Below are 24,399 nucleotides of genomic sequence, written 5' to 3' on the forward strand. Positions count from 1 at the left end.
CCTTTTTTTGTTTACTTCCAACATGTCATTGCCAGCTTGCCTGCAACACCTGCGCCTGCCGGTGATCGCCTCGCCCCTGTTCATCATCAGCGTGCCGCAACTCGTCATTGCGCAGTGCAAGGCCGGCATCGTGGGCGCCATGCCGGCGCTCAATGCGCGCCCGCAGTCGCTGCTCGATGAGTGGCTGGCAGAGATCACGGAAGCGTTGGCAGAGCACGACAAGGCACACCCTGAGCAGCCTGCCGCGCCCTTTGCCATCAACCAGATCGTGCACAAGAGCAACGACCGGCTCGACGCCGACATGGCCGTGTGCGCCAGATACCGCGTGCCACTGGTCATCACCTCGCTGGGCGCGCGCGCCGAAGTGAACGACGCCGTGCATGCCTGGGGCGGCATCGTGTTGCACGACGTGATCAACAACAGCTTCGCGCACAAGGCGGTGGACAAAGGCGCCGATGGCCTGGTGGCCGTGGCCGCTGGCGCCGGCGGCCATGCTGGCACCAAGAACCCGCTTGCGCTGATCCAGGAAATCCGCGCCTGGTTTGACGGCCCGCTGGCGCTCTCGGGCGCCATCGCCACGGGTGACGCCATCCTGGCCGCGCAAGCCATGGGCGCCGATCTGGCCTACATCGGGTCCGCCTTCATTGCCACCGAAGAAGCGCGCGCCGACGAGGCCTACAAGCGCATGATCGTGGAAAGCAGCAGCGACGACATCGTCTACTCCAACCTGTTCACCGGCGTGCACGGCAACTACCTCAAGCCGTCCATCCGCGCCGCCGGCATGGACCCCGACCAACTGCCGCAGAGCGACCCGTCGGCCATGAACTTCGGCAGCACGCGAAAGCCCTGGAAAGACATCTGGGGCTGCGGCCAGGGCATTGGTGCGGTGCACGCGGTGGAGCCCGTGGCCGAGCGCGTGAACCGGCTGGAACGCGAGTACCGCCAGGCCCGCGAACGCCTGTTTGCCAGGAGCTGAAGCGGCCCTTCACCTTTCCAGAGGGGAGGGTTTGGCAATCGAAGATTGCCTCCCGGCCGGGTGGCCGCGATCATTGGGCCAACCCGGAACAAAGCACCACAGGAGACACATGAGCACCGCACCGCCCGGCCTGGACACCGGGACCCTCACGCATCTGCAGACCTGGCAAGGGCGCACCGAAACGCTGCACGACCAGGTCACCGCTGCGCCGCTGCGTGCGCTCTTGGCCACACTGGATCGCGACGACCCGGCGCCTGCTGCAGGCACCCCTCTGCCGGCACTGGGGCACTGGCTGTACTTTCTGCCCACGCACCGCCACAGCGAAATCGGACCCGACGGCCACCCGCAGCGCGGCGGCTTCCTGCCGCCGGTGCCGCTGCCCCGGCGCATGTGGGCGGGCAGCCGCCTGGTCTGGAACACCGACAACCCCTTGCGCGTGGGCGACGACGTCCAGCGGCGTTCCCGCATCGCCTCGGTGCAGCACAAGCACGGCCGCAGTGGCGACCTGGTGTTCGTGCAGGTGGCGCACGAGCTGCACAACGTACGCGGCCTGGCCCTGAGCGATGTGCACGACATCGTCTACCGCGACGCCCCCCGCCCGGGCGACCCGGCGCCCGAGCCGACCGCCGCCGAGACCGGAGCGGCCTGGCAGCGCGAACTCACGCCCGACGACGTGCTGCTGTTCCGCTACAGCGCGCTCACTTTTAATGGTCATCGCATCCACTACGACCGACGCTACGTGACCGAAACGGAAGGCTACCCCGGCCTGGTGGTGCACGGCCCCTTGATCGCCACGCTGCTGATGGACCTGCTGCGCCGACACCTGCCCATCGCCACCGTCAGGGCGTTCCACTTCAAGGCGCTGCGCCCCAGCTTCGACGGTCGTGCCTTGCGCGTGAACGGACAACCCTCACCCGACGGCCGCAGTGTGCGCCTGTGGGCACAGGACACCGATGGTTGGCTGACCATGTCCGCTGTGGCCGAAGTCGCCTGAACTCTTCCCGAACACCCCATTTCTCCATGCAACACACCACCGACGCCTACCAGGACATCCGCGACGCCGTGCGCGCCCTCTGTGCCGAGTTCCCTGACGAGTACCACCGCAAGGTCGACGAACAGCGGGCCTACCCGGAAGCCTTTGTCGATGCCCTGACCAAGGCAGGCTGGATGGCGGCACTGATTCCGCAGGCCTACGGCGGCTCAGGCCTGAGCATGGCCGAGGCTTCGGTGATCATGGAAGAGATCAACCGATCGGGTGGCAACTCCGGCGCCTGCCATGGGCAGATGTACGTGATGAACGCCATCGTGCGCAGCGGCACCGAAGCGCAGAAAGACCGCTACCTGCCGCGCATCGCGGCGGGTGAACTGCGTATCCAGGCCATGGGCGTGACCGAGCCCACCACCGGCAGCGACACCACCAAGCTCAAGACCCAGGCCGTGAAGAACGACGGCCGCTGGGTCATCAACGGCCAGAAGGTGTGGATTTCGCGCGTGCAGCACAGCGACATGATGATCCTGCTGGCGCGCACAACGCCGCTGGCCGAGGTGCAGAAAAAATCCGACGGCCTGTCCTGCTTTCTGATCGACCTCAAGCAGGCCGAAGGCAAGGGCCTGACCGTGCGCCCCATACCGAACATGGTCAACCACGAGACCAACGAACTGTTCTTCGACAACCTGGAAATTCCTGAAGAAAACCTGCTGGGCGTGGAAGGCAAGGGCTTCAAGACCATCCTCGATGGCCTGAACGCCGAGCGCACGCTGATTGCGGCCGAGTGCATTGGCGACGGTTACTGGTTCGTCGACCGTGCCACGAAGTACGCCAGCGAACGCGTGGTGTTCAACCGCAAGATCGGCCAGAACCAGGGCGTGCAGTTCCCCATCGCCGAGAGCTACATCGAGATCGAGGCCGCCAACCTGATGCGCTGGCGCGCCTGCGAACTGATCGATGCGCACAAGCCCTGCGGCGCCGAAGCCAACATGGCCAAGTACCTGGCCGCCAAGGCCAGCTGGGAGGCCGCCAATGCCTGCCTGCAGACGCACGGCGGCTTCGGTTTCGCCAACGAATACGACGTGGAACGCAAGTTCCGCGAGACCCGCCTGTACCAGGTGGCACCGATCTCCACCAACATGATCCTGTCGTACGTGGCCGAACACGTGCTGGGGTTGCCCCGGAGTTACTGATGGCCCACCCCTGCGCCGCCTTCGGCGTCACCCCCTCAAGGGGGCGATACCAGTCGTCCGGCGAAGCCGGCCCGACGGTATCTCTGGACAGGTTCACTTCTCGCCGGAGGTCTTGCATGGTTGAAGCTCTCTTGGGCTGTCGAATCCCTATCTCTGTTGGCCAGCCCGTGCACGCTTTGGCCCGCGAGGTGCAACGAGTGAGACCGGGCATTCGCCCACAGGGCAGCAAAGAAAAGATTGAAAGGCAGCAGCATGAGACCACTTGACGGCATCACCGTCGTGTCACTGGAACACGCGATCGCTGCGCCTTTCTGCACACGCCAGCTGGCCGATCTGGGCGCGCGGGTGATCAAGGTGGAGCGGCCCGGGGTGGGCGACTTTGCGCGGGCTTACGACACGCGTGTGAAGGGGCAGTCTTCGCATTTCATCTGGACGAACCGCTCCAAAGAAAGCCTCTCGCTGGACCTGAAACAACCCGCTGCAATGGCTGTATTGAACGAGCTGCTGCAAGGCGCAGACGTGCTGGTGCAGAACCTCGCACCCGGCGCGGCGGCGCGCATGGGTCTGGGGTACGAGACATTGCGGGAACGCTGCCCGCGCCTGATCGTGTGCGACATCTCCGGCTACGGCGAAGACGGCCCCTACCGCGACAAGAAGGCCTACGACCTGTTGATCCAGAGCGAGGCGGGCTTGCTTTCCATCACCGGCACGCCCGACGACCCGTCCAAGGCGGGCAACTCGATTGCCGACATCGCCGCCGGCATGGTCGCCTACAGCGCCATCCTGGCCGCCTTGCTGCAGCGCGGGCGCACCGGCGAAGGTTCACACATCGACGTGTCCATGCTGGAGAGCCTGGCCGAATGGATGGGCTACCCGTTGTACTACGCCTTCGAAGGCGCCAGCCCGCCACCGCGCACCGCCGCCTCGCATGCCAGCATCTACCCGTATGGCCCTTTCGCCGCAGGCGATGGCGGCACCGTGATGCTGGGCCTGCAGAACGAACGCGAATGGAAGGTGTTCTGCGACTCCGTGCTGGAGCAACCTGAGCTGGCCACCGACCCTCGATTTCACAGCAATGCGCAGCGCAACCAGCACCGCGCCGAGTTGCGAGCCCTCATCCTCGCGGCGTTCGCCAGCCTGGACACGCAAGCCGTGGTGGATCGTCTGGACCGCGCACAGATCGCCAACGCCCGCATGAACGACATGGCCGGCGTGTGGAACCACCCGCAACTGGCCGCACGCAAGCGCTGGCAGCAGGTGGACACACCCGCCGGCGCTGTGCCGGCCCTGTTGCCGCCGGGGCGCCACAGCGGCTTTGACTACCGCATGGACCCGGTGCCCGCCGTGGGCCAACACACCGACGCCATCCTGCGCCAGCTTGGCCGCAGCGATGCCGACATTGAAGCCCTGCGCGCCGCAGGGGCCATCTGAAACTGCCGAACATGACCACACCGTCCACCACCCTGGCCACCTTTGCCGCACAACTGCGCTTCACCGACATCCCCGACCCCGTGGTGCGCAAGACCGAAGACCTGCTGGTGGACTGGTTCGGTTCCACCGTGGCCGGTTTTGGCTCGCGCCCGGTCAACAGCATTGCGCGATTCGCCTTGGCCATGGGCCCGACCGATGGTCCCAGCGAAGTGATCAACGAGCGCCGCCGCTCCAGCCCCTACGCGGCGGCCATGGCCAACGCCGCCGCCTCGCATGTGGCCGAACAGGACGACGTGCACAACGGTTCGGTGTTCCACCCGGCCACGGTGGTGTTTCCACCCGCGCTGGCGGTGGCCCAGGCGCTCGGCGCTTCCGGGCAGGACCTGATCACCGCATCGGTCGCCGGCTACGAGGTCGGCATCCGCATTGGCGAGTTCCTCGGTCGTTCGCACTACAAGGTGTTCCACACCACCGGCACCGCCGGCACCGTGGCCGCCGCGGTCGCGGTGGGCCACCTGCTCAAGCTCACACCCCAGCAGATGCAGCATGCCATGGGATCGGCCGGCACCACCGCCGCCGGCTTGTGGGAGTTCCTGAGAACGGCGGCCGACAGCAAGCAGCTGCACACCGCCCACGCCGCCGGCGCCGGCCTGATGGCCGCCTACCTGGCACAGGACGGTTTCACCGGCGCGGCCCAGGTGCTCGAAGGCCCGCAGGGCATGGCCGCCGGCATGTCCAGTGATGCCGATGTGGCCCGCCTCACCGACCGCCTGGGCACGCGCTGGGCCACGGCCGAGACCTCGTTCAAGTACCACGCCAGCTGCCGCCACACCCACCCGGCGGCCGACGCACTGCTGAAGGTCATGCAAGAACACCAACTCAAGCCAGCCGATCTGGCACAGGTCACCACCCACGTGCACCAGGGCGCCATCGACGTGCTGGGCCCGGTGGTCAACCCGGCCACGGTGCACCAGAGCAAGTTCTCCATGGGCACGGTGCTGGCCCTGGTGGCCCAGTTCGGTCACGCTGGCCTGGCCGAGTTCGATCAGCACTTTCTGAGCGACATCACCCGTGCGCTGCGCGACCGCGTCAGCATGGTGCTGGACGAAGAAGTGGACCGCGCCTACCCCGCACGCTGGATCGGCAAAGTGACGGTGCAGACCACCGACGGTCGCACGCTGCATGGCCGCGTCGACGAGCCCAAAGGCGACCCGGGCAACACGCTCAGCCGCGAAGAGATCACCGCCAAGGCCCTGCGCCTGGCCGCCCACAGCGGTGGCGCCACGCCCGGGCAGATGCAGGCCGCCGTGGACGCGCTGTGGCAGGTGGCCCAATGGCCGCGTGTGGGCGCGCTGCTGGACTCGCTATGAACGCTTCCGTGCTGGCCGTTGCTCGCAGCCTGCTGTTCGTGCCCGGCCACCGCCCGGAACGGTTCGGAAAAGCCTTGGCCACGGAAGCCGGCGGCGTCATCCTGGACCTGGAAGACGCCGTGGCACCGCAGGACAAGGCCGCCGCACGGGAATACGTGCGGGCCTTTGTTCAGCAGGCCGAACCGGCACAGCGCGCCCGCCTGCTGGTGCGCATCAACCCGGTGGACGCGCCCGAACACGCCGGTGATCTGCAGGCCTTGCGCTCGCTGCGCGACCGCCCCTTGGGCGGCGTGGTGCTGCCCAAGGCCAGCGATGCGAACACCCTCGCTGCCGTGGCAGAGGCCGCCGGCCCCGGCGTGGCGCTGTTGCCGCTGATTGAAAGCGCCGAAGGCTGGGCACAGGCAGACGCGCTGGCCCGTGCGCCCGGCGTGCTGCGGCTGGTGTTCGGTCACCTGGATTTCCAGCTCGACATGGGCATGGCCGCCGACGAGGCCCAGACGGAGCTGATGCCGGTGCGCCTCGCGCTGGTGGCGGCTTCCCGGCGTGCCGGCCTGGCGCCACCGGTGGACGGTGTCACACCCGACGTGGGCAACGCGGTGGCCTGCGACACCGACACCCGCCGCGCACAGCGACTGGGTTTTGGCGGCAAGCTCTGCATCCACCCCGGCCAGGTGGCGCTGGTGCACACCGCCTTCGCGCCCAGTGTGGCCGAGCGCGACTGGGCGCAGCGCGTGCTGTTGGCCAACGACACAGCTCAAGGCGCCGTGTTCCAGTTCGAAGGCCGCATGGTGGATGCGCCCGTGCTGGCCCGGGCGCGCCGCCTTCTCCTGCCTTGATGGCGACCACAGGGCAGGGTGGCAGAATGGCCGCCATGTCCATGCACTTCGATCTGGTCGACCTGCGCCTCATGGTGCGCGTGGCCGAGGCCAACAGCCTGACCAAGGGCGCCGAGGCTTCACACATCTCGCTGCCCGCTGCCAGCACACGCATCAAGCACCTGGAAGAAAGCATCGGCACCAAGCTGTTCTACCGCAACAGCCAAGGTGTCACGCTCACGCCGCCAGGTCAAGCCTTCGTGCACCACGCCCGCCTGGTGCTGGGTCAGCTGGAGCACCTGCGTGGCGACCTGCAGGAATACGCGCGCGGCATCAAAGGCCACCTGCGGGTCTACGCCAACACCACCGCGCTCAGCGAGTTTCTGCCGCCGGTGCTGCGTGCCTACCTCAGCACCCATCCCGATGTGAACATCGATCTGCGTGAGCGGCTGTCGAACGACATCATCCGGGCCGTCACCGACGGTCAGACCGACATCGGCATCGTCGCCGGCTCGGTGCGCACCGAGAACCTGGAGACCGTGCCCTACCGCAGCGACCGTCTGGTGCTGGTGGTCGACCCCGCCCACCCACTGGCCACAGCCGAACATGTCGCCTTCGTCGACACCCTGGACTTCGACCACGTGGGCCTGCACGAATCCAGCGCCATCCACGCCTTTTTGCGCCAGGCCTGCGACCGCCTCAACCGCTCGCTCAAGCTGCGCATCCAGGTCAGCAGTTTCGAGGGGGCGTGCCGCATGATCGAGACCGGCGTGGGCATCGGCATCCTGCCTGAATCTGCCGCCCGCCGCCACGCACAAAAGATGGTCATTCGCATCGTGCCGCTGAGCGACCCATGGTCACTGCGCGCGATGCAGATCTGCGTGCGCAACCTGGAAGCCCTGCCACAGTTCGCGCGCGAACTGGTGGATCTGCTGGTGGTGGATGCGCGCCAGGCTGGGAGCATCGAGCTGTTGACGGGAGAGACTAACTAAGCGACGAGAGCAATGGTCAGCAGCTCAGAGACCCTTCAAAGAACCTCTCCGTGCTGACTTTCTGGGACTGGGGTGTGACAGAAGGCTCTAAGTGAGAAGACCACTGTCACGGAGCCGCTCAAGAAAGTGCAAGGCACGTGGGTTCGATCCCCGCCAGCCGCACCACAATCATCGACTTGCGTGGAATCTGGGCGTGAACGGCCTGTCCGAGGCGACGTTCACGTTGTTTTGAGCAACCATTCTGCGCCCCTTCTCCAAGAAGGCGCTTGCCTATCTCGGCACGCGTCCCGGACGCTTCGGGTACGCTCGTACACCGAAGCATGGGTCTGGGCTCAATCTGATTGCGTGTGCTTCCTCCAGGGTGGCACGCACGCTTCTGCGGCACATCAGGGTGAGCCGCCTCCCAAGAGTGCTTGAGATCAAGCTGACGGGGTGCTGGGCTTCTCGACAGGCGTTACTGCAGTTTTGAATGCCTGGCCGAGTGCTTCCAAATGAACAGAAAACAGGGGAGTGGGATTTTTTGGTCCATTTCTGTGTACAATAAGCAGCTTCGCGGCTGTAGCTCAGCTGGATAGAGTACTTGGCTACGAACCAAGGGGTCGTGGGTTCGATTCCTGCCAGCCGCACCAAAAAAGAAAGCCCGCAGCTTGTAAAAGTTGCGGGCTTTTCTCTTGCCTGAACAGAGCCGAATGACCAGAACTGTGCCGGCGTGATGCCCCGGTCTGTTGGCTCCGTCGGTGCCTGGCATGGCGCGGGGATCGCCCCAACCCGCAGACGACCGGGCCGCGTTTACGAACCCGTTCCAACAACACCCGTTGCGCCGACTGCCTGGCCGCAAGTCCTATTCTTTTTTCTTTTGCTTCATGACGCTTTCGCTCCACGGCACACTCGGTATTGATTTCGGCACCTCCAACTCGGCCATGGCCTGGGCCGATGTGCAGGGCGCGGCCCACCTGATTCCGCTCGAAGGCGATGCGGTGTCGATGCCCACGGCGGTGTTTTACAACGCCGAAGACCACCTGACGCACTTTGGGCGCGACGCGGTGGCGCAGTACCTGAGCGGCACCGAGGGCCGGTTGATGCGCTCGCTCAAGAGCCTGCTGGGCAGCCCGCTGCTGATGGAAAAAACCGAGGTCAACGGCCAGCAGGTGAGTTTTCTGGACATCGTGGCCACCTTTCTGGACGCACTGCGCGAACGCGCCGCCCACGCGCTGGGCGAGGCCCCCACCCGCGTGGTGATGGGGCGCCCTGTGCATTTTGTGGACGACGACCCCGAGCGCGACGCGCTGGCGCAGGCTTCGCTGCTGCAGGCGGCGCAGGCTGTGGGGTTTGACGAGGTGTCGTTTCAGCTGGAGCCGATTGCGGCGGCGCTGGACTACGAGCGGCGCCTGACACGCGAGAGCCTGGTGCTGGTGGTGGACTTGGGCGGCGGCACCTCGGACTTCACCGTGGTGCGCCTGGGCCCGCAGCGCATGGCGCTGGCCGACCGTGCCAGCGATGTGCTGGCCACCACCGGCGTGCACATTGGCGGGACCGACTTTGACCAGAAGCTCAGTCTGGAGCGGGTGATGCCCTTGCTGGGTTACCGCCACCTGGGCCCGCAGCTGCGCGAGGTGCCCAGCCGCACGTTTTTTGACCTGTCCACCTGGCACCTGATCCAGTGGCTGTACCTGCCGCGTGCGCTGAGCCAGGCCCAGGGGCTGCGGGTGAACTACGCCGACCCGCGTTTGCACGAGCGGCTGATGACGGTGTTGAAAGAGCGGGCCGGCCACCACGTGGCGCACGAGGTGGAGCAGGCCAAGATCCGGTGTTCGATGAGCGACGGCGCCACGCAGGTGGACCTGTCGTGTGTGGAGCCCGACTTGCAGGCTTCGCTGGACACGACCGACATGCGCGAGCACCTGGGCGCGCTGCTGGCGCGCACCGTGGCCTGTACCCGGGCCTGCGTGCAGCGTGCGGGGCTGACCGATGCTTCGCTCGACGCGATCTACCTCACCGGCGGCTCGTCGGCTTTGCGACCGTTTCAGCGCGCCTTGCAGGCCGAATTTCCGAGCGTGCCGCTGGTGGAGGGTGATTTGTTTGGGGGTGTGGCCTCGGGCCTGGCTTACACCCGGGTGTGATGCTGCCGCGTCAATGGGCCGCGTTCATGTGGCATGGCCTGGGGGCGCTTCGCTCCAGTCCGGCACGGCCCGCAGCGCGTCGGCCTCGGTGCGGTACAGGCGCAGCCGGGGGCCTTCGCGCAGGTGGCCCGCCGTTCGCAGCACGGTTTCGACCGGCAGCTTGATGCCCACCACGTGCAGCGTGACGTGCTTTTCAGCGAGCACCGACTGCAGCCGCCCAAAGCCCTCGGCGCCGGTGGCGTCGATCCAGTTGATGGGGTGCGCAATGAGCACCACATGCTGCGTGCCGGGGTGCTCGCTCAGGTAGCGCGTCACGGTGTGTTCAAAGGCGCTGGCGGTGGCGAAGTCGAGTGCGGCGTCCATGCGCAGCGCGTAGGTGGCCGGTGCCAGCGGCGCCAGGTGCCACAGGTGGCGGTCGCGCAGGCTGCCGTCCGGGTGCAGGCCCACTTCAATGATGCGCGGGTGCAGCCGCAGGTACAGAAAATGGCTCAGCGCCATCAGCACGCCCGCCAGCACGCCCCAGTACAGCTGCGGCGCGGTGAGCACCGTCACCACAAAGGTGGTGCCCGCAATCACCGATTCCACCCGTGAAATGGCCCACAGCCGCACAAAAGCCAGCGGCTGCAGCAACCCCATGACCGCCACCACCACCACGGCGGCCAGCACCGCCAGCGGCACATGCTTGAGCAGCGGGGTGAGCAACACCAGCGCCACGCCCACCAGCGCCACCGAAAACACCGTGGCCCAGCCGGTTTGGGCGCCGCTGTGCAGCAGCAGGGCCGAGCGTGAAAACGAGGCGCTGGTGGGAAACGCACCTGAAAAGCCCGACACCAGCTTCGCCAGCCCCTGACCGATCAGGTCCTGGTCCTGGTCCCAGCGCTGGCCGCGCCGGCTGCTGTCCACCTTGGCGCTGGACGCGGTTTCCAGAAAACTCACCAGGCTGATCACCAGCGTGGGCAGCAGCAGCTGGCCCAGCGTGGCCCAGCCCGGCCAGGCCGGCACATACAAGGCCGGCAGGCCTTGCGGCAGCGCGCCAATGACCGCGCCGCCCGCTGGCTCAAACCCGATCCAGGCGCTCACGCCCGCCGACACCACCACCAGCAGCAACACCGACGGAAACGTGGCCCGCCAGCGCCGCGCCAGCAGCAAAAACACCACCGAACCCAGCCCGAACGCCACCGCCGGCAGGTGCACCTGCTGCGGATTGGCCAGCGCGGCCCAGCCGCCCGAAAGCCCCAGCAAAGACGGCAGTTGCGACGCGATGATGAGCACCGCCGCACCCTGGGTGAACGCCATCAGCACCGGTGCGTTCACCAGGTTGAGCAACCAGCCAAAGCGCGCAAAGCCCAGCACCACCTGCACCAGGCCCGAGAGCAGGGCCAGCCACACCGCCAGCGCAATCCACTGCGCACTGCCCGGCTCGGCCATGCCGGTGAGCGAGGCGCTGACCAGCAGACACGTGAGTGCGGTGGGCCCCACCGACAGCCGCATGGAGCCGCTGAACAGCACCGCCACCAGCGCGGGCAGCATCGACGCATAGATGCCGGTGATGAGCGGCATGCCGGCCAGCGCCGCGTAGGCCACCCCTTGCGGGATCACCATCAGGCCGACCGTGATGCCGGCCAGCGCATCGCCCCGCAGCACGGCCCCGGTGGGCCGGGGCCAGGCCAGAAACGGTAGAAAACGGCGCAATCGGTTCATGCGCCGATCGTAGCGTCCAGCCGGGCCATGTCCGCGTTTCAGCGCTGCGGCATGTGTTGGGTGGAATAGCCCAGGCTCACGGTGGCGTCGTCCGGAATGGGCGGCATGGTGCCGTTCCAGGCCAGCCACTGCGCCCGCATGCGGGCCAGGCGCTCGGGCTCGCGCTGGGCCTGGTTGGCGCGTTCGCGTTCGTCGGCCGGGATGTTGAACAGGTATTCGTGGCCGTCCACCATCAGGTATTTCCAGTCGCCGTCGCGCAGCGCGCGCTGGCCCCGGTGGTTCATGCGCCAGTGCATGGGCCGCTCGAAGCGGTGCGCCGGGTTGCGCAGCAGCGGAGCCAGCGAAACGCCGTCCAGCGGGTAGTCCGCGTGGGGCCGGCCGCCGCCGAGGTCCAGCATCGTGGCCGACCAGTCCATGGTCATGCAATGCTGCGCGCTGGTGCTGCCGGGCGCGATCACGGCGGGCCAGTGTGCGATCCACGGCACGCGAATGCCGCCCTCGGTCAGGTCCATCTTGCCGCCCACCAGCGGCCAGTTGTCGGAAAAGCGCTCGCCGCCGTTGTCGCTGGTGAACACCACCAGGGTGTTCTCGGCCAGCCCGTGCTCGCGCAGGGCCGCCATGATCCAGCCAATGCCCTCGTCCATGTGGTGGATCATTTTGCGGTAGCTGTTCACGTTGCCGCCGTCCAGGTGAAACAGGTTTTTGGCCACCTCGGGCGCCACGTGCGCGTCGTCCCGCGTTTCCCACGGCCAGTGCGGCGCGGTGTAGTGCAGGCTCAAGAAAAACGGCTGACCCGCTTTCGCGTCGACCGCGCGCTCATGGATGTGTTGCACCGCGCGCTTTGAGAACACATCGGTGAGGTAGCCCACTTCTTTGTGCGTTTCGTCGCCGATGTACAGGTCGTGGTCGCCGTTGTTGCTGCAGTGGGTGAAGTAGTCCACCCCACCGGCCATGATTCCGAAGAACTCTTCGTAGCCCGAGCGCAGCGGGCCGAAGTGCGGCGGGTAGCCCAGGTGCCATTTGCCGATGAGCGCGGTGCGGTAGCCGGCCGCTTGCAGCAGCGAGGGCAGGGTGGGCAACTCAGGCGGCAGGCCCAGCGTGGCGCTGCCCTTGCTGCGGCTGTTGATGGGTTCTTCCAGCGCACCGCGCAGGCGGTATTGGTAGCGCATGCTCATGAGCGCGAAGCGCGTGGGCGAGCACACCGGGGAGTTGGCGTAGCCCTCGGTCAGGCGCAGGCCGCCAGCCGCGAGCGCGTCGATGTGGGGCGACACCGCGCCAAAGGGGGCTTCGCGGCCGCCGTAGCAGCCGAGGTCGGCGAAGCCCAGGTCGTCCGAGACGATGTAGATGATGTTGGGTCGTTGCATGGGCATGGGCAGAGAAATGGGCGGGTTGGGTTTCAGTTCGCTTGCATGCCGGTGTTGCGCACGATCTGGCCGTAGCGCGCCGACAGGCTGGCCAGCCGCTGGGCGGCGGCCACACCGGTGGTGCCTTCGTAAAACAGGTCCAGGCTGTTCATGCGCGCCTGCAGCTCGGGGCGCTTGAGCGCGGCGTTGATGCCGTTGGCCAGCGTCTGCACCACCGCATCGGGCGTGGCGGCGGGCACCATCACCACGTACAGCACCTCCTGTTCCAGCGTTTTCAGGCCCAGCTCGGCCACGGTGGGCAGCTGCGGGGCCAGCCGCGAGCGCTGGGCGCTGGTGACGGCCAGCGCGGTGATCTTGCCGCTCTGCACGTGGGGCAGCATGCCCGGCGTGGCCAGAATGCCGCCGTCCACCTCGCCGCTCAGCACCGCCGTCACCGCCGGCGTGTTGCCGCGGTAAGGTATGTGCTGCGCCTTCACGGGCGTGCTGCTGCCCAGCTGGGCAGCGGCCAGGTGGCCCGGGCTGCCGTTGCCGGCCGAGCTGAAGTTCAGGGCCTTGGTGCGGCTCTGGCTCAGCAGGTCGCCAAAGCTCTGGATGCCGGTGCGCGGGTTCACGCCCAGCAACAGGCCCGACGAGGCCATGATCACCACCGGCTTGAAGTCGGTGTTCTTGAACGGCATGGCCGGGTACAGGTGCGGGTTCACGGTGAACACGGTGTCGATGCCGAACAACACGGTGTGGCCATCGGCCGGTGCCTTGGCCACGGCGCTCGCACCCAGGTTGCCGGCCGCACCGGCCTTGTTGTCCACCACAAAGGGCTGCTTCAGCGTCTCTTGCAGCACCGCCGCGACCGAGCGCGCCAGGATGTCGGACGGCCCCCCGGGCGGGAAGTTGTTGACGAAGGTGACCGGCTGGCTGGGGTACGCCGGCTGGGCCAGGGCGGCGGGGCCAACCAGCAGGGACACGGCGGTGCAGGCGAGGGCGGCGAGGTGGTGGCGGCGAAACAGGGGCATGGGGTTCATCGGTATTCCATAGGGCAAACAAGGGGCCAGGGGGCGAGGCAGGTGCTCAATCCAGTTGCACACCGGTGGCCTTGATCGGTCCTTCCCAGCGCTTCAGATCGGCGGCCTGCGCGGCGGCCAGGTCGGCCGGTGTGGAGCCCACCGGGTCGTAGCCCTGCTCGATCAGCTTGGTGCGCAGCGCGGGCGTGCGCACGGCCCTGGCCACGGCTGCGCTCAGCAGGTCGCGCACCTCGGGTTTCAGGCCGGCCGGGCCGTACATCGCGAACCAGGCGGTGGCCACCATGTCCAGGCCTTGCTCCTTGAGCGTGGGCACATCGGGCACCTGCGGGTCGCGCTGGGCGCCGGTCACGCCGATGATGCGCACCTTGCCCGCCCGGTGCAGTTCGGCGGTTTCGGTCACCACGTCGAACTTGTAGTCGATGTGGCCACCCAGCAAGGCGGTGTTGGCCGGGCCACCACCCTGGAACGGCACATGCGTCAGCTCGGCACCGGCCTGCTGGCCGAACAGCACCCCCATGAAATGTGGCAGCGTGCCCTGGCCGGGGGTGCCATAGGTGCTTCTGCCGGGCTCGGCCTTGGCCCGCGCGATCATGTCTTTCACGTTCTTCACCGGGACCCCGGCACCGGCCACCACGCTGAACTGAAAGTGCGCCAGCAGCGAGATCGGGGTGAAGTCCGTCACCGCGTCGTAGTCCAGTTTCTTGTACACATGCGGGAACAGCACCATCGGTCCGCTGGGCAGGATGATCACGGTCTGCCCGTCGGCCGGCGCGCGCTTCACCTGTCCCAACGCAATGCGGCCACCCGCACCGGGCCTGTTCTCCACAATCACCGACGAGAAGTCGTTCTTCAGGCCCTCGGCCATCAGCCGGGCCAGCAGGTCGGCCGAGCCCCCCGGTGGAAAACCCACCACGATTTTCAGGGGCGGCTTGTCCTGCGCGAGAGCGGGCACGGCGGCGGCGCAGGCGGCCAGGGCCAGGGCGGCGGTCAAAACGGTTCTTTTGAGCATGGTCGTGTCTCCAGTGGGTTGTCAAACGGGTGTTTCCCCGTCAAGCCCCCGATGCTATGGACCGACAATCAATTGCAGAAATCAATCAAAGCAGGTGTTTTCCCTGACGGGTGCCCAGACACCGATTCCGCTGCAGGAGCCGACCATTCAAGACCGCCTCACCGACCCCCAGGTTCAGACCGACCTGCTGCTGTACCGGCTCTACCGTGTGCACATCACCGCCAGCCGCCTGGTGGTGCAACTGTGCGAGCACGGGTTTGGCTTGACGCGGCGCGAATGGCGGGTGCTGTCCTTCTTGTCCGAGCACGAGGGCGCGCTCTCCAGCGAGCTGGCCGAACACGCCATGCTGGACCGCGCGCGCACCTCGCGCACGCTCACCCGGCTGGAAGAAAAGAAACTCATCCGGCGCCAGCCCAGGCCGTCGGACCGGCGCGAGGTGCATGTGTTCCTGAGCGACGAGGGGCGGCGCGTGTACCAGGCGATCTTTCCGCAGGTCGCGGCCATCAACCGCGAACTCGCCAGCGCGCTGACACCCGCCGAGCGAGAGCAGCTGGACCACGCCATCGAAAAGCTGCAGGCACGCGTGCACGGCATGGTGGCCGCGTCCACACACCGATTGCCCCCGGTGGACAGTGGCGAGTGAGCCGCCTGGCCGCTGGACGGTCACCGCCATGCGTTGGCCCCGTCCGGGCGGGTCATCCAGGACGGGCGTCGCTGGTGATGGCGGTGGGCCCGCCGGTGCCTGCTGGCGCCTTCAGCCGCGCGCGGTTTCAAACACCTGCACCGCCGCCGCCAGGTCTTCCAGCGCGGTGCCCACCGACTTGAACACCGTGCGCTCGGTGGCCGTCTTGCGCCCGGTGGCCATGCCTTTGCACAGTGTGGTCAGGGTGCCGCGCACATCGTCGGCGCGCAGCACGCCGCGCGACAGCGGGCCGATCAGGTCGCCGCTTTTCTGCAGCGCCTCTTCGGTGTCCACAAACACCCGCGCGTCTTCAAAGCACACATCGTCGGCCTCGCGCATGGTCGGGGTGAAGCTGCCAATCAGGTCCAGGTGCGAGCCCGGCGCCAGCCAGGCGCCGCGCACCACCGGGTCGGTGGCCAGGGTCGCGCAACTCACCACATCGGCCAGGGCGCAAGCGGCGGGCAAGTCGGTGGTGGCGCTGGCGTCAAAACCCTGTTCGCGCCAGCGCGCGGCCAGCGCCTGCGCTTCGCTGGCGCGGCGTGCCCACACCGTCACCTGTTCAATCGGGCGCACCGTGCGGTAGGCCTCGGGCCGCAGCGCGGCCACCGCGACCGCACCCACCACCAGCAGGAGCCGGGCATCGGCGCGCGCCAGGTACGAGGCCGCCAGCGCCGAGGCCGCCACGGTGCGCCGCGTGGTGATCTGGTCGCCGTCGATCTGCGCCAGCGGCACGCCGGTGCGTGCGTCAAACAGCAGGTAGGCCGAATGCAACCCCGGCAGGCCCTCGGCGGCATTGCCCGGCGCAATGTTCACAATCTTCACGCCGTAGTAACGGCCCGGCAGCCAGGCCGGCATGATCAGCGAGGTGATCTTGCCGCCGGGGCTGGCGATTTCATGCACATGGCGCAGCGGCACCTCGCAGGTGGTGGTGAAGTGTTCGCGCAGCGCGGCGATCAAACGGTCAAAAGGCAGGGCCGCACGGGCGGCTTCAGAGGTCAGGGTGAGCATGCGCCGATGGTAGCCGCCCGCGCGGGGTTGGCTCCTATTCACCTACCCACAGCCGGTGGATGCCGCATGGGCCACGCAGAGGCGCAGACCGCCAACACGTTTTAAACGTCTGGCACCCGCTCGTCGTGGGTGATTTGTTCGGCGCGCGAGGTCAACTTCTCCAGCGTCCGGATAAACGCCGCCAGCTCTTCCTGGCTCAACACGTCGAACAGCAGCCTGTTCTGGGCTTCCGAGTGCGGCGCGATGGCCCTGAACAGGTCTTTGCCGGTGGCGGTCAGCCACAGCAGCATGCGCCGGTGGTTGTCGGGATCGCGGGCTTCTTCGATCAAGCCGCGCTTGCGCAAGGCAATCACGGCGCGGCTGATGTTCATGGGGTGCGAGCCGGTCGCGGCGCTCACATCCTGGGCCGCACTGCCCGGCTGGTTGGCCAGCACCACGATGGAGCGCCACTCATTGAGCGTGAGATCGTGCTGCTTGGCAAACTGGCCAAAGAACGGTCGGCTCATCAGGTTGGTGAGCTTGAGCAGCCGAAATCCGGCCATGGCGGGGGTCAGCACATGGCCACCTTCAGACGGCCCTGGGGAAATCACAGCCGCGCTGTCATTGCTGACTTCCGTGAGGGGGGATCGGTGCAAAACGGTCATGGCGTCAAGTTCGGAGGTCGTATTTTGCGAGCGCTGGAAGTTTAGGGTAAGTACCGATGTCAATAACAAATGATATCAATAACATTTGTCCTAGATCAAAAACGCGCTCATTTGAGCTTAACAAGCTGGAGACCCCGATGACATCAAGACTTACCCCATTCCAACCGTCTGCTGGGCAGATGGGCTCCCAGGCGCTTCGCCGCACGCTCAAGCTGGGCGCCTTGTCGCTCGCTGTCTGGGCCTGCAGCCTGAGCGCCGCTGCGCAAACCGCTGCGGCGCCGCTGTTTGACCGCCTGCCCGCCTCCGTCAAGAGCGCCAAGGTGCTCAAAATGGTGGGCGACTCCTTTGCGCCCTACCGCATCGTGGGTGACGATGGCAAAACGGTCACCGGTGTCGATGCCGACATGGCGAAGGCGCTGGAGCCGCTGCTGGGGGTCAAGGTCGAACTGACGATTGTCAGCAACCTGCCCGCCATGCTGGCCGGCATCGACACGGGGCGCTACGACCTGTCGGCGGGGCCGCTGCTGTCCACCAAGGCGCGCGAAGAGCGCTACGACATCCTCACCTGGATGCTGAGCAAGCCCGCCTTCGTGCTGCCGGTGGCCTCGGGTCGCAAAACGTCCAGGCTGGAAGACCTGTGCGGCTTGCGCATGTCGTTCCCGGCCGGTTCGGCGCAAGAGGCTTACGCCAAGAAAGTCAGTGACCGTTGCATCGCGGGCCAAAAGGCGCCGCTGGACATGGTGCCCCTGGCCGACCAGAACGCGACGGTGCTGGCCGCCCAGTCGGGTCGGGCCGACGTGGCGGGCATGCAGCTCGCGGCGGCGCTGTACCTGCAGCAGCGCAACCCCGGCAAGTTCACCATCCAGACCGACGAGACCGACGGGCTGGGTGTGCTGCACCAAGGCTTTGTCATGAAAAAGAACGCGGAACTCAGCCCGGTCATGCTCGACGCGCTCAAGGCGCTGTGGAAGTCGGGCGAGTACGCACGCATCATGGACAAATGGGGCCTGACGCTCACCAAAGCGCCGGCGCCGCAGCTCAACCCCGCCAGCAACCCGTGAAGCCCTGACCATGTTGCAAGGAACTCTGGCCATGTCCAACGCAGCCGCCGCGTCGGCGTCTTCCCCGCCCGGCTGGGCGGATGTGTCCACCGCCCGCCAGCGCACCAGCCCGATCCGCTGGGGCTTGTCGCTGCTGCTCACCGTGGTGGCGCTGCAGGTGGTGTACTTTCTGTTTTCCAACCCGCGCTTCGAGTGGGCGGTGGTGGGCAAGTACCTGTTCTCGGTGAACGTGCTGCAGGGGCTGGGCACCACGCTGGCGCTGACGGTGGTGGCCATGGTCATCGGCACCGTCATCGGCACCGTGGCCGCGCTGGCCCTGCTGTCGGACTTCAAGCCCGCCCGCTGGGCTGCACAGACCTACCTCTGGGCTTTTCGCGGCACCCCGCTGCTGATCCAGCTGATCTTTTGGTACAACCTGGCGTACCTGATCCCCAACATCGGCATCGGACTGCCCTTCCTGGCGCCCTGGGTGGAATGGCCCACCAACGCGGTGATCACCCCGTTTCTGGCCGCCCTGCTGGGTCTGGGTCTGGCAGAAGGGGCCTACATGACCGAAATCGTCCGGGCGGGTCTGTCGTCCGTGGACACCCGCCAGCACGACGCGGCCAGAGCCCTGGGCATGACGCCCACCAAGGCCTTCTTTCGCATCATCTTCCCGCAGGCCATGCGCTTCATCATTCCGCCGACGGGCAACCAGGTCATTGGCATGGCCAAGGCCACGGCGCTGGTCAGCGTGATCGCCATGAACGATTTGCTGCACTCGGTGCAGATCATCTACAACCGCACCTACGAGATCGTTCCCCTGCTGATGGTGGCGGTGTTCTGGTACCTCGCGGTCATCACCCTGCTGTACGCCTTCCAGTCTCGGTTGGAGCGCCACTACTCCAAAGGCCACCGCCGTGACACGACCCAGGCGGTCCCGGCGTCCGAGCAAGCGTAAAGAAAGCCAAGGTACCCCATGCAAAAAAACCAAACAGCCAGCGCCCAGCCCGGGCCTGTGCTGAGATTGCACAACGTCGTCAAACGCTACGGCAGCTTCCAGGTCTTGAACGGTGTCTCGCTCGACATCGATGAAGGCGAAGTGGTCGCGGTCATTGGTCCGTCGGGATCGGGCAAGTCCACCCTGGTGCGCTGCATCCACCAGCTCGAAACCATTGAGGGTGGATCGATCTACCTCAACGGTGAATTGCTGGGCTACAAGCAGGAAGGCACACACCTGCGCCAGCTCGGTCCCAGAGACATTGCTCTGCAGCGGCAGCAACTTGGCATGGTGTTCCAGCAGTTTGTGTTGTTTCCCCACATGACGGTGGAAGCGAACGTGATGGAGGGCCCGGTGCAGGTGCTGGGCGATTCGGTGGCTGATGCCCGCACCCGCGCACACCACCTGCTGGGCCGCGTGGGCCTGGGCGACAAGCTCACGGCCTACCCCCAGATGCTCTCCGGCGGGCAGCAGCAGCGTGTGGCCATTGCCCGCGCCCTGGCCATGCGGCCCAAGGTCATGCTGTTTGACGAACCCACCAGCGCGCTCGATCCGGAGCTGGTGGGTGAGGTGCTCAGCGTGGTGTCCGACCTGGCCCAAGCCGGCAAGACGATGGTGGTGGTGACCCATGAAATTGCCTTTGCGCGCGAGGTGGCGACCCGCGTGGTGTTCATGGAGGGCGGGCGCATCCACGAGCAGGGCGAGGCCAAAGAAACCCTGTCCAACCCGAAAACCGACCGCCTGCGCGCCTTCCTGTCCCGTGTGATGTGACGCGGGGTGTCCTCTTTTTTTGTCCAATCAATAACAAATGTTATCAATACTGAAAAATTCTGAATCAAGACCTTCATGGAGACAACGCACATGACACGACACATCCGATACCTTTCTCCGACCGGCATCCTGGGCGTGGGCTTTTCGGAAAACCACTTCCGCGCCGCGCTCTCGCCCGACCTCGCTTTCATCGGCTGCGACGCGGGTTCGACCGACGGTGGACCCGCCAACCTGGGCGGCAACAAGCCGTTCTTTTCCCGCGCCGCCATCAAGCGCGACCTGCGCATCCTGGTCACGGGCGCCCGCTCCATCCAGGTTCCGTTGCTGATTGGTTCGTGCGGTGGGAGTGGCGGCAACTGGAACCTGAACTGGGTGCGTGAGATCGTGCGGGAGATCGCCCAGGAAGAAAACCTGCACTTTCGCCTGGCAGTGATCGAGTCCGAACCACCGCGCGAGGTGCTGCTTGAAAAATACCGGGCGGGCAAGATCCGCGCGCTGGACCCCGCGCCCGCCCTCAGCGAAGACGTTCTGTCCGGGGCCGACCACATCGTGGCCATGATGGGCGCCGAAGCCTATGTCGCGGCGCTGGACGGCGGCGCCGACGTGGTGCTGGCCGGCCGCTCCACCGATGCCGCGATTTTTGCCGCCATCCCGGTGGCGCGCGGATTCCCGGCCGGGCTGTGCTGGCACGCCGCCAAGATCATGGAGTGCGGCGGTGCCGCCGTGGTCACCATGGAAAAGCCCGAAGGCATGATCTGCACCGTCACCGACGACCACTTCACGCTGGAGCCCGTCAGTCCCACGCAGCAGTGTTCCCCGTTGAGCGTGGCCGCCCACGCGCTGTACGAAACCGCCGACCCGTACCGGATGCTGGAGCCGGGGGGCGAAATGGACCTGACCGGCGCCCAGTACGAGGCCGTCAACGACCGCGTGGTGCGCGTGAGCGGCAGCCAGTTCCGTCCCATGCCCTACACGGTGAAGCTGGAGGGTGCGAGCCGTATCGGCTACCGCGCCATGGTGCTCGGCGGTGTGCGCGACCCGGTCATCCTGGAGCAGTTCGACAGCTGGTTCGACGGGCTCAAGGACCACATCGCCGAAAACGTCGAAGCCGTGTACGGACCGGCCATCCGCGACCAGTACCAGATTCACTACAAGCTGTACGGCAAGTCCGGCGTGATGGGCGATCGCGAGCCCTTCCCCGAGCGCATCGGCAACGAAATCGGCGTGCTCATGGTCACGCTGGCGAAAACCCAGGAGGTGGCCTACGCCATTGCCGGCCAGGCCGCGCACATGGTGCTGCACCACTCGGTGCCCCAGTGGCAAGGGCTGTTGTCCAACCTCGCCTTCCCGATCGCGCCCCACTTCTGGAACCTCGGCGAGGCCTACCAGTTCGTGCTCAACCACGTGGTGGAGCTCGACGACCCGCTGGAGTTGCACCCCATTCGTTACGAGGAGACCTGACCATGACCCGCCTGCGCGACATCGCCAAACTCATCCGGACCAAGAACGCCGGCCCGTTCCAGCTCACCCTGGACATCATGTTTCCTGACGCCGCCAGCTACGAGCACGTGGTCGCCAGTGGCGTGATCAACAAGCCCGCCATGGCGGCCTTTTTCAAGGTCGATGAGTCCAAGGTCCGGCTCTTCAACTACGCGCCGGGCAACGCCATCAAGGTCACGGTGCCCCGCCTGGTCACCTCGGGCGACCCGGCCGACACCGACCTGTTCGGCGGCCAGCAGTTCGGCCCGCTGGTCGATCTGGACGTCCCGCCGCGCGGCTGAGGAACACACCGCACGGATCACCCACACATCACCCCGACACCAAGAGACACCACCATGACCAAGAACATCCTGCGCACCCCCGTCAAGGACGCCACCGCCTGGAAGGCCGCCGACGTTCAGAACGACAGCTCCTGGACCTACCACCTCACCCCCGCCGAGCTGGCGGAAATCGACGCGGCCTTTCGCCAGGTGCAGGCCAGCGGCCAGACCTGGGGCGAGTTCGGCCAAGAAGATTTCGTGCTGCCCGTGCTGGCAGAGAAGCTGCGCAGCATCGACGACCAGATCCGCAACGGCCGGGGCTTTGTGCTGCTCAAGGGCTTCCCGGTGCAGCGCTACACAATAGACGAGATCAAGACCATTTACTGGGGCCTGGGCACCCACATGGGCCAGGTGATCTCGCACAACGTGGCTGGCGATTTCGTGGCCGCGGTGACCGATCTGGCCCTCAACTCGTCCGACCCGAACCGCCGCAACAACACCACCAACCAGCTGCTCGACCCGCACACCGATCTGGCCGACGTGGTCTCCTTGCTGTGCGTCGAGCAGGCGCAGGAAGGTGGCATGAGCAGCCTCGTCAGCACCGTGGCGATACACAACGAGGTCTTGCAGCACCACCCGGAATACCTGGAGGTGCTGTACGAGGGCTTCTACCACGACTACCGCGGCTACGGCCCCAACGCCGACCCGAACGAGGTGACGGCCACGCCCATTCCGGTCTTTGAATACAACAACGGCCGCGTGAACTGCGCCTTTGCCAAGAAGATCATCGAGACCGGTGCGAAGAAGCGGGGCGTACCTTTGACCCCGCTGCAGCAAGCGGCCATCGACTATGTGCACGAACTGGGCACGCGCGAAGACATGCGGGTGGACATGATGCTGGAGCCGGGCGACATCCAGATCATCAACAACTACATCACGCTGCATTCGCGCAGCAACTACTTCGACCACGACGACGGCCGCAAGCGCTACCTGCTGCGCATGTGGATCAACCTGGAAGACAGCGTGCAGCTGTCGCCCGATTTCGCCTCGTTCGTGCGCCGGGGCATCCCCGCCCTCAAACAAGTCGCCTGAGCGGCCGTGTTGCAAAAGGATTTGTCATGACCGCCGTCACACAGCCCCTGGCCCGCTTCGCCGCCGACCTGCGTTTTGAGGATCTGCCCCCGGAGGTGGTCGAGCGCACCCAGCTGCTCTTCATGGACCTGAGCGGCATCATCATCCGGTCGCAGAGCCTGGACTCGTCGCTGGTGCTCAAAGAGACCTTGCGCGACCTCGGGCTCAACAGCGGCACCCTGCAGGTGCAGGGCAGTGCCGAGCGCTGGTTGCCGCAGGCCGCTGCCTTGCTGGCCGGCGCCGCGGCGCACAGCCTCGACTTTGACGACACCCACGCACCCGCCCAGCTGCATCCGGGCGCACCCATCATTCCGGCCGCGCTGGCCGCCGCGCAGATGGTGGGCGCCAGCACACGCGACCTGATCGTCGGCATCGTGGCAGGGTACGAGGTGATGATCCGCGTCGCCCTGGGGCTGCCGGTGCTCAAACACGGTGAGCGGGGCTTTCACCCCAGCGCCACCGTCGGTGTGTTCGGCGCCACGGCGGCGGCGGGCAACCTGTTCAAGCTCAGCCCCGAGCAGATGGAACACGCTTTTGGAACCGCGCTCAGCGAGTCCGCCGGCACCGGGCAGTTTGTGGTGAACGGCGCCTGGACCAAGCGCTTTCACGTGGGCAATGCGGCCGCGGGCGGGGTGCTGGCCGCGTCGCTGGCGCGCCGGGGCTACACCGGTGCCACGCAGGCGTTTGAGGGCAAAGAGGGCTTCTTCAACGTGTACTCGCCCGCGCCACAACCCGACAAAGCCGTCGAGGGGCTGGGCACCGTCTGGGAAATTTTGCGCTCGGGGCTCAAGCCCTACCCGTGCTGCCGCGGCATCCACGCGCCGCTGGACGCGGTGATGAACCTGCACGCCCGACACACCATCGACATCGCCCAGATCGAATCGGTGCGCGTCGGGCTGGCCAGGCGCAGCGTGTACGTGGTGGGCGAGCCCCAGGCGCGCCGGCGCAACCCCCACAACGTGGTGGACTGCCAGTTCTCCACCCACCTGTGCCTGTCGATCGCCCTCAAGCACCGGCACATGGGCTGGGACGATTACGAGCCCGCGCTGGCCGACCCCGAGATTCGCGCCCTCATGCAGCGCATCGACGTGTACGAAGACGCCGAATGCGAGCGCAACTTCCCCACGGCGTTTTCGGGCGTGGTGGAGATCCGCACCCGCGACGGCCAGACCTGGCGCGAGTTCGTCTACGCACCGCGCGGCGAACCCGAAACCATGCTCAGCGCCGCCGAACTGCGTGCCAAGTTTTCGCTGCTGGTGCGCGACACCCTGGGCGCCGGCGGCGAGACCGCCTTGTTCAACGCCATCCAGGCGATGGACCAGCCCAACGCCGTGGACACCCTGTTTGTCGTCCCCACCGGGCGATGAGCGGGCCACCACCCGGCA

22 protein-coding genes and 1 tRNA gene are annotated in these 24,399 nt (G+C 66.6%); 17 read left to right on the forward strand and 6 right to left on the reverse strand.

The window, feature by feature from the left end:
• The first annotated feature begins 22 nt into the window (after positions 1 to 22).
• The 9 genes from Q7J58_RS10210 to Q7J58_RS10250 all read left to right on the forward strand — a co-directional run bounded on the left by Q7J58_RS10210 (position 23) and on the right by Q7J58_RS10250 (position 9,885).
• On the forward strand, positions 23 to 976 hold the full coding sequence (locus Q7J58_RS10210) for a nitronate monooxygenase family protein (protein ID WP_304827111.1): 954 nt from the start codon (positions 23 to 25) through the stop codon (positions 974 to 976).
• Between the two features lie 109 nt (positions 977 to 1,085).
• Positions 1,086 to 1,970, forward strand: coding sequence for a MaoC family dehydratase N-terminal domain-containing protein (locus Q7J58_RS10215; protein WP_304827114.1), 885 nt, complete (start codon positions 1,086 to 1,088; stop codon positions 1,968 to 1,970).
• A 26-nt stretch (positions 1,971 to 1,996) separates the two neighbouring features.
• Positions 1,997 to 3,157 (forward strand): acyl-CoA dehydrogenase family protein, encoded by a 1,161-nt coding sequence (locus Q7J58_RS10220; protein ID WP_304827116.1) that lies wholly within the window; start codon positions 1,997 to 1,999, stop codon positions 3,155 to 3,157.
• Between the two features lie 252 nt (positions 3,158 to 3,409).
• The gene (locus Q7J58_RS10225; RefSeq protein ID WP_304827119.1) at positions 3,410 to 4,588 is read left to right on the forward strand and encodes a CaiB/BaiF CoA-transferase family protein; all 1,179 of its coding nucleotides are present in this window, start codon (positions 3,410 to 3,412) and stop codon (positions 4,586 to 4,588) included.
• A gap of 11 nt (positions 4,589 to 4,599) precedes the next feature.
• A complete protein-coding gene (locus Q7J58_RS10230; RefSeq protein WP_304827122.1) occupies positions 4,600 to 5,958 on the forward strand; it encodes an MmgE/PrpD family protein in 1,359 nt (452 codons plus the stop codon).
• Positions 5,955 to 6,794, forward strand: a complete 840-nt coding sequence (locus tag Q7J58_RS10235; protein WP_304827125.1) for a CoA ester lyase — start codon at positions 5,955 to 5,957, stop codon at positions 6,792 to 6,794. The genes Q7J58_RS10230 and Q7J58_RS10235 overlap by 4 nt, the downstream gene beginning before the upstream one ends.
• A 35-nt stretch (positions 6,795 to 6,829) precedes the next feature.
• Positions 6,830 to 7,765, forward strand: coding sequence for a LysR substrate-binding domain-containing protein (locus tag Q7J58_RS10240; protein WP_304827127.1), 936 nt, complete (start codon positions 6,830 to 6,832; stop codon positions 7,763 to 7,765).
• Between the two features lie 552 nt (positions 7,766 to 8,317).
• Positions 8,318 to 8,394 (forward strand) — tRNA-Arg (locus Q7J58_RS10245).
• Positions 8,395 to 8,628: 234 nt separating this feature from the next.
• The gene (locus Q7J58_RS10250) at positions 8,629 to 9,885 is read left to right on the forward strand and encodes an Hsp70 family protein (protein ID WP_304827131.1); all 1,257 of its coding nucleotides are present in this window, start codon (positions 8,629 to 8,631) and stop codon (positions 9,883 to 9,885) included.
• A gap of 24 nt (positions 9,886 to 9,909) precedes the next feature.
• Here the strand turns inward: Q7J58_RS10250 and Q7J58_RS10255 are convergent, their stop codons facing one another.
• The 4 genes from Q7J58_RS10255 to Q7J58_RS10270 are packed head-to-tail and all read right to left on the reverse strand — an operon-like array spanning position 9,910 to position 14,978.
• Positions 9,910 to 11,586, reverse strand: coding sequence for a SulP family inorganic anion transporter (locus Q7J58_RS10255; protein WP_304827134.1), 1,677 nt, complete (start codon positions 11,584 to 11,586; stop codon positions 9,910 to 9,912).
• Positions 11,587 to 11,624: 38 nt separating this feature from the next.
• Entirely contained in the window at positions 11,625 to 12,950 is a 1,326-nt protein-coding gene (locus Q7J58_RS10260) for a sulfatase-like hydrolase/transferase (RefSeq protein WP_304827137.1), read from the reverse strand.
• A 32-nt stretch (positions 12,951 to 12,982) separates the two neighbouring features.
• A complete protein-coding gene (locus Q7J58_RS10265; protein ID WP_304827140.1) occupies positions 12,983 to 13,969 on the reverse strand; it encodes a tripartite tricarboxylate transporter substrate binding protein in 987 nt (328 codons plus the stop codon).
• 46 nt (positions 13,970 to 14,015) lie between these two features.
• Positions 14,016 to 14,978, reverse strand: a complete 963-nt coding sequence (locus Q7J58_RS10270; RefSeq protein WP_304827143.1) for a tripartite tricarboxylate transporter substrate-binding protein — start codon at positions 14,976 to 14,978, stop codon at positions 14,016 to 14,018.
• Positions 14,979 to 15,072: 94 nt separating this feature from the next.
• Between Q7J58_RS10270 and Q7J58_RS10275 the strand changes: the two genes are divergently transcribed.
• Positions 15,073 to 15,621 (forward strand): MarR family transcriptional regulator, encoded by a 549-nt coding sequence (locus tag Q7J58_RS10275; protein WP_304827146.1) that lies wholly within the window; start codon positions 15,073 to 15,075, stop codon positions 15,619 to 15,621.
• A gap of 111 nt (positions 15,622 to 15,732) precedes the next feature.
• Here the strand turns inward: Q7J58_RS10275 and Q7J58_RS10280 are convergent, their stop codons facing one another.
• Both Q7J58_RS10280 and Q7J58_RS10285 read right to left on the reverse strand, forming a co-directional pair.
• Positions 15,733 to 16,668, reverse strand: coding sequence for an ornithine cyclodeaminase family protein (locus tag Q7J58_RS10280; RefSeq protein ID WP_304827148.1), 936 nt, complete (start codon positions 16,666 to 16,668; stop codon positions 15,733 to 15,735).
• A 101-nt stretch (positions 16,669 to 16,769) separates the two neighbouring features.
• A complete protein-coding gene (locus Q7J58_RS10285) occupies positions 16,770 to 17,312 on the reverse strand; it encodes a MarR family winged helix-turn-helix transcriptional regulator (RefSeq protein ID WP_304827151.1) in 543 nt (180 codons plus the stop codon).
• Positions 17,313 to 17,449: 137 nt separating this feature from the next.
• Between Q7J58_RS10285 and Q7J58_RS10290 the strand changes: the two genes are divergently transcribed.
• The 7 genes from Q7J58_RS10290 (at position 17,450) to Q7J58_RS10320 (ending at position 24,381) form a co-directional block, all read left to right on the forward strand.
• The gene (locus tag Q7J58_RS10290) at positions 17,450 to 18,373 is read left to right on the forward strand and encodes a transporter substrate-binding domain-containing protein (RefSeq protein ID WP_304827154.1); all 924 of its coding nucleotides are present in this window, start codon (positions 17,450 to 17,452) and stop codon (positions 18,371 to 18,373) included.
• Between the two features lie 10 nt (positions 18,374 to 18,383).
• Positions 18,384 to 19,313, forward strand: coding sequence for an amino acid ABC transporter permease (locus tag Q7J58_RS10295; RefSeq protein WP_304827157.1), 930 nt, complete (start codon positions 18,384 to 18,386; stop codon positions 19,311 to 19,313).
• A gap of 18 nt (positions 19,314 to 19,331) precedes the next feature.
• Entirely contained in the window at positions 19,332 to 20,123 is a 792-nt protein-coding gene (locus Q7J58_RS10300; protein WP_304827160.1) for an amino acid ABC transporter ATP-binding protein, read from the forward strand.
• 90 nt (positions 20,124 to 20,213) lie between these two features.
• Positions 20,214 to 21,584, forward strand: a complete 1,371-nt coding sequence (locus Q7J58_RS10305; RefSeq protein ID WP_304827163.1) for an acyclic terpene utilization AtuA family protein — start codon at positions 20,214 to 20,216, stop codon at positions 21,582 to 21,584.
• Positions 21,585 to 21,586: 2 nt separating this feature from the next.
• Positions 21,587 to 21,904, forward strand: coding sequence for a DUF4387 domain-containing protein (locus Q7J58_RS10310; RefSeq protein ID WP_304827165.1), 318 nt, complete (start codon positions 21,587 to 21,589; stop codon positions 21,902 to 21,904).
• 54 nt (positions 21,905 to 21,958) lie between these two features.
• Entirely contained in the window at positions 21,959 to 22,975 is a 1,017-nt protein-coding gene (locus tag Q7J58_RS10315; protein ID WP_304827167.1) for a TauD/TfdA family dioxygenase, read from the forward strand.
• A gap of 26 nt (positions 22,976 to 23,001) precedes the next feature.
• Complete coding sequence (locus Q7J58_RS10320) at positions 23,002 to 24,381, forward strand: MmgE/PrpD family protein (protein WP_304827169.1); 1,380 nt, start codon at positions 23,002 to 23,004, stop codon at positions 24,379 to 24,381.
• Positions 24,382 to 24,399: the final 18 nt, after the last annotated feature.

The sequence above is a fragment of the Hydrogenophaga sp. genome, from assembly GCF_030656115.1.
Taxonomy (GTDB): Bacteria; Pseudomonadota; Gammaproteobacteria; order Burkholderiales; family Burkholderiaceae_C; genus Hydrogenophaga.